We start from the raw sequence: 12,429 nt of genomic DNA on the forward strand, positions 1-12,429 counted from the left end.
ATCTTTTCCATTATAATCCAATCTTAATTCCAAAGTTTAAACCAATAGGCATTGGAAAATTACCATAATCGATACCAGAAGCTCCCGAACCACCAACAGCAGCCGTATTTCCGTTAACAACCGGATCTAAACCAGTATAGTTGGTAATCAAAAACAAATCTGTTCCAGTAACAAAAACACTTGCGCTTTTCACAAAATTCTGTTTCTTGAGCATCGTTTGCGGCAGCTTATAACTAAAAGTAACATCTCTCAGCCTAATCCAGTTGATATCCTTTTCTATAAACAACTCTTCGCTTGCTGTAGAATAAAATGTATTTTGATAATAAGGAACAAAGGCTATGTTATTCTGAGTTGGATTTGCGGTATTCTCTCTACCATCCTGCAGTACGCCAGGAATAATTCTTGGGGTCATTCTATCTACAGTATTATTAGCTAAACCAATGGTGGTTAAGAAATGCTGGGTAGCGTTCAATACATCTCCGCCCTTCCTGATATCGAGCAGGAATGACAATGACATATTTTTATAGGTAAACGTATTAGATAAACCAATTGTAAAATCAGGCTGTCTGTCATATCCACCCTCAATAAAGGTAGTAGAACGTACAGGCACTCCTGTTGTAGGGTTTATTAACAACTGCCCCTGATTATTTCTTAAATAAAATAGACCGGTTAATGATCTGGTTGAATTTCCAGGTGTATTACCATTGCGCACATTGGCGTATAACCAGGTATCAGACACATAAGATTCAGGTAGCGCATTTGGAAGCGAAAGTACTTTCCCCCTTGCCGATTCGAAGTTGGCTAAAACGTCCCAGTTAAAATCTTTTGTTTTTATAGGATTTCCGCGCAAGGTTAACTCAATACCCTGGTTTCTGGTAGAGCCACCATTAAGGTTTAACAAAATAAAACCTGTTGCATAACTACTTCTGATATCGTTTACAATCTGATCAGTGGTTTCTTTGCGATAAACCGTTACGTCGAGACCTAACCTGTTATTTAAGAAACCTAATTCGGCCCCAAATTCATAAGATTTCGCAAATTCTGGTTTTAAACCTGGGTTCGGTCCTGTAAATCCATAGCCATAACCGCCGCCAGAAGTTGTTTTATTCTCTAATGTCGGCACATAGGCATATGGCCTGGCATCTTTACCCACATTTGCATAAGCTGCCCTTAACTTACCATAATAGAACACATTTTTGAGCCCTTTGAAAGCAGGTACATCCGTAAAAACAAAACTTCCCTGAACTGATGGATACCAAAAAGAATACCGGTCAATCGGAATGGTAGAAGTACGGTCGTTTCTGATGGTTCCTGTTAAAAACAGGTAATTTTTATAATCGAAAGTCGCTCTACCGAAGAAGCTTACCAAACGGCGTTGGCTAATTGAAGTTCTAACTAATTTTGTGGCTACATTATTTAATGAATTAAAATTAGGGTCTAAAAATCCTTCACCATATCCGGCATCAACATTTGATTTTAAGTTCTGCAGGGAATTCCCAAGTGTAGCGTCAAAGGAAATATCTTTAGTAAGTTGTTGCTTATTAAAATTAATCAGATTTTGCAGGTTAATATTTCTGGTTATATCGTTGGCAACATCAATTGTTCCGCCTCTGCTAAAGGCTGAAGCACTTTCGGGATGGCGGACAATTAAGTTTTGATTGGTATAAGAATCCATACCAATATTGGTTTTAATATTTACCCACCTAAATGGCGTAATAGTTAAACCCAGATTTGAAATAATCCTACTTGTTTTTGAATTGATGATATTCTTGTTTACATTAAAATAAGGGTTATCAATTTCAGCATTACCTGCCGATCCAAAGGCGAGTAGCTTTCTGGTTCCGGCTGGAGTCAAATAGTTCGATGCATCATCGGTTTGCGGCCAGGCCAATAAGCCCAATAAAGGACCAATACTGCCTTTTAATGGCTGATCGTTAACTGCATAACTATAATTCATAGACAAATCAGTTTTCAACCAGCTATTTACAATCCCCTGAGAGGCTCCGGTCAAGTTGATTCTCTGATAGTCGGAGTTTGGTACAACACCACTTTGATCAGTGTAGGCACTCGAAATACGGTAATTAACTTTGTCTGAACCGCCTTCAAATGAAAGGTTATGCTTTTGAGTAAAGCCTGTTTGGAAGAAATCTTTTACGTTATCGTAAAACTGTGTTCCTTCAGGGTAGGCAGGACCGAAATACTGATAAATATTATTCAGGGTAGATACAGATCCGGGAACCCCGCTACCGCCAAGTCCATATTGTTTTTGAATTTCAGGATAAGCTCTAGTTGCTTCCACCCTGAAACTGTTACTGTAATTAACAGCCCCAGCACCTGCCTTTGCTCTTTTAGTCGTAATTACTATTGCTCCATTTGCAGCATCAATACCATAAAGCGCTGCCGCTTCCGGTCCCTTTAAAACAACTAAACTTTCAATATCTTCAGGATTGATATCTGCCGAACGGTTAGTAAAATCTACCCCCCTATTACTAAAAGCAGTATTTGAACTCGCATCAGATACAAAGGCAGAAGTATTTAAAGTCTTATTATCAATAGGTAATCCATCCACAATCATCAGTGGCTGGTTACTACCGCTGATAGAACTTACCCCACGGATCGTTATCGAAGATGATGCTCCTGGAACCCCAGAAGAGCTTGTCACCTCTACACCTGCTACCCGCCCCTGTAAAGCGTTAATAAAGTTTTCTCGCTGTGTTTCTGCAATTGCTGCGCCACTTACGGTTTGCTGGGAAGTTCCTAGTTCTCGTTTCTTAACAGTATTACCAAGGGCAGTAATTACAACCTCATCCAGCCCTTTTGAGTTAGATTTTAAGGCCACATTAATTGTCGTATTTATGCCAACGGTTCTTTCTATCGTTGTGTAACCAACGTAAGAGAATATTAAAACATCACTTTTTGATGCTTTAATGGTATATGATCCATCTGCATTGGTTTGCGAAACGGCTGTGTTTCCTTTCACACGGATGGAAACACCAGGTATTGGTCCGTCTTCTGACGTAACCCTACCGGTAACGGTTATTTGCTGCGCAATGGCATGGGCCAGCAACAAAAACGTACCAATAAAAATTAGTAGTAGTTTTTTTTTCATAAACTGCCTGTTTAGGGAATGGAATGGGTTGTTAGTTGTTAGTTAATTTGTTGTTTGCCAAAACACGCATAAAAGCGCATTTAAATTTATTATTTAGCTAATATCATAAATGTTTTTCAATAAAAAAACAATTTAATAAAGTATATCTTCCTATCAAACAAAATTTTATCGCACAAACACGCATAAAAACGCAAATAATATAATTTTAAAATCTTTTTATACATTCGTAGAAAATCAAATGATTTATGCTGAAAAAAGAACGCCACGACTTCATCATGCGCCAGATTAACTTGCATAACCGTGTTTTAACATCCGACTTAGTGCAGTTGCTTAATGTTTCGGAAGATACCATCAGACGGGATTTACAAGAGCTTGTGGATGAAAACTTGCTTTATAAGGTTCATGGCGGTGCTTTATCGAAGTCTTATCACAGTTCTTTTGACGATAGTACGGTTTATGCCAGAGATAGTAAGATTGCGATTGGCAAGAAAGCCGTTCAGTTGATCAAAGATGGCATGGTCGTTTTAACCGGGGGAGGAACAACGATTTTAGAGTTTGTAAAACGGCTTCCACAGGGCCTATCTGCTACATTTTTCACCATTAGTCCGTTGGTGGCAGTAGAACTGGCCAAATACAACAATATCGAAGTGATTTTGATTGGAGGCTTGTTTTCAAAAAATTCGCAAGTTACCTATGGCGGGCAGGTAATTACACAATTATCGGAAATTAAGGCCGATTTATGCCTGATGGGAACCAGCGCCATCCACCCAGACGAAGGCCTGACGGATACTTACTGGGAAATTAACCAACTTAAAAAGGCCATGTTGGCCTGTGCAAAAAGAACCGCTGTGCTCTGTATTTCTGAGAAGCTCGATATTGCTTTAAGATTAAGGGTGTGCCCGATAGAAAGCATTAGTTATCTAATAACAGAATTAGATTTGGATCATGAATCACTTTCACGTTACCGCGAAAAAGAATTGAATATTTTATAAAAAAGTCCCGACGAAAATCGGGACTTTTTCATCTGCTAGAAAGTTGGATCTGCAGGGGTATTGGTATTATTATCCCTTTCCTGAAAAGGATAAGGAAAGAAATTCCGTTTACGATCGGTTAATGGTTGATTAAACCTTCTCATATCTTCGAGCTTTAGACCAGACATAAAAAGCTCAATACAACGGTGTTTGTAAATCAGATCTAAAAGCTGTTGCTGTGTATAGCTACCCGTTAACGCAGGTAACCCAGCCCCCATTCCATAATTAGCATCGAGCACATTTCCTGTTGCCTGACGCGTTACTACCTTGTTTAACTCAGTTAGTGCTGACCCCAGGTTAGGGGTGGCCTGCCGAGCGTAAGCCTCTGCCTTAATTAAAGTCATTTCGCCAGGCAGATAAACTGGAATTGGCGCTAAACTAGCCGCACCAAAACCATTAATACGAACGGTAGTGCTTATTGTAGTATAAAACGGAATTCTTGTATCACCTACATCTGGAATATTGGCACCAGTTTGCCCTAAATTTAAATTTTTAGGTTGGATTACATTATTAGTAGAAGTAGCAATTTCAAAAATGGGATTGAGATTTTGCGCATCATAAGTGAACGACGATCTTTTGGTTAAATCAACAGCGTTGGCGCTGCTTAACGCAACTGCATAGTTTCCAACAAATAAGGCGTAACGTGCTTTTAACGCATTCAACGTATTCGGAATATCAACTCCTGTAGGAATGTTGCTCAAAAAGGAGGTGCTGATTGGGTTTGCTGCAATTAAGGCCAAAGCATTATCAATGGTTGCAATGGCTTTGTTAAAACCTTCTGCCCTTGTAACAAAAGTTACATTCTGCCCGGTTCCGGCCGGAACTTTCTCCCAAAATTCTGCCAAATTACCTAACGCTAAAGCTTTAAAAATACTGGCATGTGCAATTAAGCCAGAAGCTAGCCCCTTATCAGCAAGTTTAGCGGCATTATTTATCACATTATCGGCATCGAAAATGATTTTATTTGAACTGGTCCAAACATTTAACAATACGGAATTTGTACCATCTACCTGCACTCCGCCTGTCATTAACCGATCTTCATTGGTATTTCCCGTATTAACAGAAATTAACTCGTTTGTGGTAATGCCATTAACCGTAGTTGCGGCATATAAGAGGCCGGCCCTTGTTGTGGAGAAGTTTTTCTGAAGGCCGACAGTAATCCCGGTCAAACCTCTTGTAGAAAGGAGTACATCATCGGCTACAGCTCCATTAGGGTTTAGGTATTCTTTTTTACAAGCAAGCATCGAAACGCCCATTGCAAAGAAAAATACGTAGCGAATATATTTTGAATTTAAATTTTTCATCTTAATATGATTTATTTCTTCAATGAATTAGAACTTGGCTTGTAAACCGAAAGAAAATGTACGTGGGATCGGTACCGCACCAAAATCGATATTTCTTAAAATTGTTGATTGTCCACCTGCATTCAACTCTGGATCATAGCCCTTATAATTATCCCACGAAACCAGATTTCTACCACTAATATTTACGGTAAGATCTTTAACAAACTTTACCTTACCAATGTTATAGCTCAAAGAAATTTCTCTTAGTTTCACAAAAGAGCCATCATCAATACGCCATTCTTCTACATTATAAGCCCCCGCTACGTAGCCTCGAGGCAACTGTCCTAAATATTCTGCTTCAGCTACTTTACCATTACCTACACCCTGACGGGTTCTCCAATCTGCATTCCAAACATCGCCTCCCTGTACTGCATCTAACTGAATGTGCAGACTTAACTTTTTGTAAGTAAAATCGTTTACAAACGACCCTGTATAATCTGGGTTTGGATCACCAAGAACCTTGCGTAGAGGATCTCCAGTAGGCAATCCATTCGCATCGCGTTGTACAGTATATTCAGTTGGCGATTTTTGAACCCCTCTTTCAGTTAGTGGAATTCCCTGCGCATTAGTTAATAAACTTCCGTCGGCATTCCTGGCAAAGAAAGTTCCGTAAAAAACACCAACAGGATAACCATCTGTGATAGAAACCGGTGCCCCGGCATTAGTATTGATTAAACGTTGCGCACCAGATCCGACAATTCTGTTCCGGTTTCTATTGTAAATTAAGGTGGTGGTCCAGGTAAAATCCTGCGTTTTTAATGGCACCCCTGTAAGCATAAGTTCTATCCCTCTGTTTTTAAGTGATCCGCCAATATTATCCAACAGACTCGAATAACCGGAAGTTGGCGCAATTACCACACCCAACAATAGGTCTTTAACACTTTTATTGTACCAGCTAAAAGTTAAGCCTAATCTGTTGTTAAAAAACGACATGTCTGTACCCAATTCCAGTTCTTTTTGGCGCTCCGGTTTAACATCGGTATTGGCTAACGTGCTGCTAGATGCCAGTGATGTTTTACTATTTAATGCACTGGGTAAATACACATTAAAACGGTCGTAGGCCCCAATACCTGTTAAATTACCCGATTCGCCATAAGCTGCCCTGATTTTGAGGGTATTCCACCATGAAGATAAGCCAAGTCCCTTCCAGTAATTGGCAGATGACAACACATAACTTACATTTGCTTTTGGATAAAACTGTGTTCCATTTCCCTCTCCAAAAACAGTCGATTGATCGACCCTGACTGCACCTGTAACAAAAAGATGGTCTTTATATTTAAAATTCTGTTGTAGATAAGCACCGCTTATCGAGAATTCTGAACGGTTATCATTGTTTGGCAATATAGTACTGGCGCCATTTACGGTTTCAATAAGTGGTGCCAGCCCCCTACCATTTAACAAACTGAACAAATCTTTCTGATATTGATACGATCCGCCCAATTGTGTTGTAGAACTTAACAGATCTGATATTTTTGCATCGTAGGTGAAATTTAATTCATTATTAAATAGTGTTGTTGTTGCATTTGCCGCACTTGCATAACCATTTAATGATGGGTCTAAACTAGCCCCACCACCATAAAAGCCCGTACTTACATTATAGGTAAAGGGCGGAATAAATGTTGTTCCGTTTTGAATAGAATTATCAACCCCCATGGTATAATCGATGGTTAGGTTTTTCACGGGATTAAGCTTTAAGCCCAAGTTGGCAATAATACGATTGGTAAACTCTCGCTGTTTAATATCTTCGATAACCGATACCGGATTTACACGGCCGCGTTCGCCAACAGCCTGCAAGTTACCGAGTATATCTCTAGCAAAAATATCATGAAAATTACCAATAATGGTAACTGAGTTCATTGGCGAAAAGAATGAATTCCCATCTGGTTTTTCATTGGCATCGCTGTGTACATAGTTAAAGCCAGCGGTCATTTTAGCCCAGTTATTAATCTTTTGATCCAGATTTGCTCTAAAGTTCATTCTTTTGAAATCTGTATTCTTTATAATCCCTTGGTTTGAAAAATATCCTGCCGATGTGTAAAACTTGGTATTATCGTTTCCACCTGAAACAGAAACGGAGTTATCTGTGCCTACGCCGGTATGAAAAATATAATCCTGATAGTTATATCTGGTAACTGGAGTTTTTGCGGTCTGTAAAACAGGAGTGGCACCTGGAGTGGGTGGAACTGTTTGAATGATATCTTGCGTTACAGAGTTTGCATTATCCCCAAATCTAACAGGCGCCTGGTTTACTTCAATTTGCTTACGGAGCTCACTTATGGTTAGGCTTGTACTAAAGCTCACTTGGGGCTCTCCGGTTTTGCCTCTCTTGGTAAAAATCTGGATTACCCCCGCATTTGCGCGCGACCCATAAATGGCTGCTGCTGCTGCCCCATTTAAAACCTCAATATGATCAATATCAGACGGGCTAATGTCAACCATTCTATTCTGGCCGATATTTCCGACCTGAACTCCATTATTAATGTTATCGTAATTTCCTGAGGTATTGGTTACTCTGGTTGTAGAATTATTTACAATTACCCCATCGATTATGTATAGTGGTTCTGATGATGAGTTAACCGAACTTACACCTCTTAAACGGACAGAAATTCCGCCAGCCGGATCTCCAGAATTCTGGCTGATCTGTGCACCAGGAGTTTTTCCTTGAAGTGAGGCCAGCGCATTTCCACTCGGTGCTTTATTTAAATCATCACCTTTTACCGTACTCACATAACTACCGAGCTGTTTACGTGTAGTTCCCTGAGAGGTACCCGTAACAATTACTTCATCTAGTCCCACTGCATCACCACTCAAAGCACTATTTGCCTGAACCGTGGTATTGTCGCCAAGGCTTACAGATTCGATATTCGATTTAAAGCCTATAAAAGAAATTTGGATCTGATATTTACCGGGTGCTAAATCAACCGAAAAGCTATATGTTCCGCTCGAACTTGTGCTTGTTACCAGATTTGTATTGATAATTTTTACAACAGCGCCGGGAACAGGGCTGTTATTTGCCGCATCGGTAACCTTACCGCTTATGGTATACCGTTTGTTTTGTGCCTGCGCCATTTCTGTAAATAAGAGCAGCAGAAATGGGATCAACAAAATTGCAAAGAATCCTGGTGACCATTTTAGGTAACTTTTTTCCATAAAATTTGGTTTTGTTAGAAGATTAGTGTTAAAACAAATTTAACAAAATACCGCACAAACCAAATTTTTAACCTGTACAAACTGATTTACAATCCACAAAGCAATTGCGTTTTATTACGCTGGTAAACTGATTTTACCCATACAAACCGAAGGCACGCCTTGCCTATCGCCAAAGTTTATTGGTTTGCCACAGAGCGTTTCGTTGGCCAAAACAGCAAACAAAACAGCCTCTTTTGCATCGGGATCAATATTTAAATCCTCAGTGGTTAAGAAGTTGCAAAAAGGTAACTTGCTTTTTAGAAGCTGCACAAGTAAGGGGTTATGCATTCCGCCGCCACTCATAAAAACCTGTGCTTTGGCATCTTCGCCAAAGCAACGCTTAATTGCATTGGTAATGGTTTCTGCAGAAAAATGACATAAGGTAGCCATTACATCGGCTGCACTTAAACCGGTTGTTGATGACTGTTTTTGTGCACTGGTTAAATACTCCAGATTAAACAATTCCGGCCCTGTGGTTTTAGGAAAATCCAGGTTAAAAAAGCTGCAGTTTATTAACGCAGACAATAGACCGGGATTAGATTCGCCTGCAAAGGCAACAGCCGCATTTTTATCATAAAATTGATTAAAATATTTCTGCATATACTGGTCCATCAAAGTATTTCCAGGGCCAACATCCGTCGAAAAAATTTCACTGGCATCGGTACTGCCTGGCAAATAGGTGAAATTTGCTATGCCACCTATATTTAACATTACCCGATCTTCGCCAGCTTTCGAAAATATTAAATAGTCGCCATAAACCGCTAAGGGGGCACCTTCGCCACCAGCGGCCAAGTGTTTTTGTCTAAAGTCAGAAAGGGTGATAATCCCAGTCTTTAGCGCAATATGATCACCATCACCTATTTGTAATGTGCCATTTGGATAATCGGCTAGTTGATGCAGAGACTTTGGCGCATGAAAAATAGTTTGGCCGTGGCTTGCAATAAAATCGATAGCCTCATTTTGATAACCCCACTCTTTTAGTGCTTCATTTATTAGCCCTGCATGGGTATTTGCAATATGTTCGTTCATCAGGCAAACCAACTGTAAGTCGACTTCTTTTTTCGAAAAAACGGCTTTTATTTTGGACCTAAAATCATCGGTATAATCGCCTGTTTTAAATTTTAAAATCCGGATTTCCGTCTCAGCACCGCTTCCCTTTACCAAACAAAGTGCAATATCCAGTCCATCCATTGATGTACCACTCATCAATCCTATAATTAAACGCTCCGATTTCCCTGCTTTCGAATACAACTTTTCAATCTGTGTGTTCATATTGTTTTTTTATCTTAAAAAGATCAAACGTTTGTCTGCCCCTTTAATCGAATTTTATATAAATACTTGCAATAAAAGTAAATATCCTTTGTTACAAATTGGGCATAACTCTCTATATTTACTGCTCCGTACATTAAAATCCATATAAAAAAAATGGCTAGATTAAATCTACTGGAGGAGACACGTTTCGAGAAATTACCGGTAAGCGTGTTCGAAAATCCAAAAATTGCTTCAATTAATGTTGCACACCGCATTGCCGAGCTCATTAAATCTAAACAAGCAAGCAACACACCTGCAGTACTGGGCTTAGCAACAGGTGTTACCCCAATTGCAGTTTATGCCGAATTGGTTAGACTGCACAAAGAAGAGGGCTTGAGTTTTAAAAACGTAATTACTTTCAACCTGGATGAATATTATCCAATGGCGCCAACTGCGGCACAAAGTTATGTTACGTTTATGAACGAAAACCTTTTCAATCATATCGATATTGATAAGAAGAATGTTCACATCCCTGATGGTACGCTTGCACTGGAAGACATTCCTGCATTCTGCTTAGAATATGAAAAGAAAATAGGTGATCTTGGAGGTCTTGATATCCAGATTTTAGGTATCGGCCGTACAGGTCACATCGGCTTTAACGAGCCAGGATCTGCACCAAATTCTGGTACCCGTTTAGTTACTTTAGATGACCTTACCCGCCGTGATGCCGCACGCGATTTCGGTGGAAAAACCTTCGTACCAACTAAGGCCATTACCATGGGAATAGGTACAATTTTCAAAGCAAGGGAAATTATATTAATGGCCTGGAGCCGTAAAAAGGCTTCCATTATCAAAAAAGCAGTTGAAGGTGAGATTTCGGGCGATGTTCCGGCAACGTACCTGCAACTTTCTGATCATGTAGAATTCATTCTTGATGCACCTGCAGCTTCAGAACTGACCCGTTTTGATACTCCATGGTTGGTTAAAGATTGTGTTTGGACAGATGCATTGATCCGTAAAGCGGTGATTTGGTTAGCCAATACCTTGAAAAAACCGATCTTAAAGTTAACCGAAGACGATTATAACAATAATGGTATGGCACAACTGGCTACTGAAAAAGGACCAGTATACAATATCAACATCCATATCTTTAATAAATTACAGCACACCATTACAGGTTGGCCAGGAGGCAAACCGAATGCTGATGATTCTCAGCGTCCGGAAAGAGCAGAGCCTGCCAAAAAGAGAATCATTATTTTCTCACCGCACCCTGATGATGATGTGATCTCGATGGGCGGTACATTTCTACGTCTGGTTGACCAAGGGCATGATGTACACGTAGCTTACCAAACCTCAGGTAATACCGCGGTTTGGGATGATGATGCACTTCGTTTCGTTGAGTTCAATGTAGATTTCACAGAGAAAATGGGTATGGACAATACACATTTGAAAGATCTCTACAACAAAATGAGAAGTTTTATTGAGCAGAAACAACCTAACCAGATAGATACGCCAGAAATCCAAACAGTTAAAGGATTGATCAGAAAAGGCGAGGCTATTGCCGGCGCAAGATATTGCGGTCTTGAAGATGATCATATCCATTTTCAGGCGCTTCCTTTCTACGAAAGCGGTAAGGTTCAGAAAAACCCGGTAACGGATGCCGATATCGAACTTACAATAGCGCTATTGCAAGAAGTTAAGCCTCAGCAGGTATATGCAGCAGGCGATTTTGAAGATCCGCATGGAACGCATATTGTTTGTTTTAATATTATTTTAGAAGCATTAAAACGTTTACGCAAAACCGAAGCCTGGGCACAAGATTGCTGGTTGTGGATGTACCGCGGTGCTTGGCACGAATTTGAAACGTATGAAATCGAAATGGCTGTTCCTATTTCTCCGCAGGAGCTTGAGCGTAAAAAATATGCTATTTTCAAACACCAGAGCCAAAAAGACAGGGCAGTTTTCCCTGGCGACGATTCAAGAGAGTTTTGGCAGCGTGCCGAAGACCGTAACCGTGATACGGCAAAAGCATACGACGAACTAGGACTTGCAGAATATGAAGCAATGGAAGCTTTTGTACGCTGGAAATTTGTGGATTAACTTGTGTTAAAATAAATATTGATCCTGCCTTGTTAACTCAAGGCAGGATTTTTTTTGCCCACCAGGCCGTCATGTTGAGCGTAGTACCTTCCTATTGGTTGGTGTGACACCAACCAATATAATTAAAGTCTAATTTTCCAAAATCTCTTTTTTTGGAAAGCAGTGTCCGTAGTGTTTCGGCCCCTGTAGTCCTGCCCTTTGCTTAATCCCGATAAAAAAACGATAAAACAAATTAACCTTAAATCGGGATAACGCTGTCGGTCAGGTTTATTGAACGTAAGGCAGCTTTCATTACTGATCCCGGTTTCTTCAGTGAAAGATAAAAAAACTTCGTCATCTCCTTTGGTTTATCAAACTGATTTTTCTTCTTTCAAATAGTATTACAAGAAGAAAGCTTGGTAAGCGT

6 protein-coding genes are annotated in these 12,429 nt (G+C 39.9%); 2 read left to right on the forward strand and 4 right to left on the reverse strand.

Going from position 1 to position 12,429, the window contains the following annotated elements; genetic code table 11:
- Nucleotides 1-10: 10 nt before the first annotated feature.
- The gene (locus tag AC1RJ8_RS23575) at nucleotides 11-3,109 is read right to left on the reverse strand and encodes a SusC/RagA family TonB-linked outer membrane protein (RefSeq protein WP_492956021.1); all 3,099 of its coding nucleotides are present in this window, start codon (nucleotides 3,107-3,109) and stop codon (nucleotides 11-13) included.
- A gap of 245 nt (nucleotides 3,110-3,354) precedes the next feature.
- Between AC1RJ8_RS23575 and AC1RJ8_RS23580 the strand changes: the two genes are divergently transcribed.
- Nucleotides 3,355-4,101 (forward strand): DeoR/GlpR family DNA-binding transcription regulator, encoded by a 747-nt coding sequence (locus AC1RJ8_RS23580; protein WP_492956020.1) that lies wholly within the window; start codon nucleotides 3,355-3,357, stop codon nucleotides 4,099-4,101.
- A 35-nt stretch (nucleotides 4,102-4,136) separates the two neighbouring features.
- On the opposite strand, the gene AC1RJ8_RS23585 is transcribed toward AC1RJ8_RS23580, so the two are convergent.
- From AC1RJ8_RS23585 to AC1RJ8_RS23595, 3 genes are all read right to left on the reverse strand, one after another.
- The gene (locus AC1RJ8_RS23585) at nucleotides 4,137-5,444 is read right to left on the reverse strand and encodes a RagB/SusD family nutrient uptake outer membrane protein (RefSeq protein WP_492956019.1); all 1,308 of its coding nucleotides are present in this window, start codon (nucleotides 5,442-5,444) and stop codon (nucleotides 4,137-4,139) included.
- A gap of 27 nt (nucleotides 5,445-5,471) precedes the next feature.
- A complete protein-coding gene (locus AC1RJ8_RS23590; protein ID WP_492956018.1) occupies nucleotides 5,472-8,633 on the reverse strand; it encodes a SusC/RagA family TonB-linked outer membrane protein in 3,162 nt (1,053 codons plus the stop codon).
- A gap of 114 nt (nucleotides 8,634-8,747) precedes the next feature.
- The gene (locus AC1RJ8_RS23595; protein WP_492956017.1) at nucleotides 8,748-9,944 is read right to left on the reverse strand and encodes an anhydro-N-acetylmuramic acid kinase; all 1,197 of its coding nucleotides are present in this window, start codon (nucleotides 9,942-9,944) and stop codon (nucleotides 8,748-8,750) included.
- 153 nt (nucleotides 9,945-10,097) lie between these two features.
- Between AC1RJ8_RS23595 and nagB the strand changes: the two genes are divergently transcribed.
- Nucleotides 10,098-12,023, forward strand: a complete 1,926-nt coding sequence (nagB, locus tag AC1RJ8_RS23600; RefSeq protein ID WP_426326997.1) for a glucosamine-6-phosphate deaminase — start codon at nucleotides 10,098-10,100, stop codon at nucleotides 12,021-12,023.
- The last annotated feature ends 406 nt before the right edge of the window (nucleotides 12,024-12,429 follow it).

This window comes from Pedobacter sp. GW822-FHT03F06 (assembly GCF_058801365.1).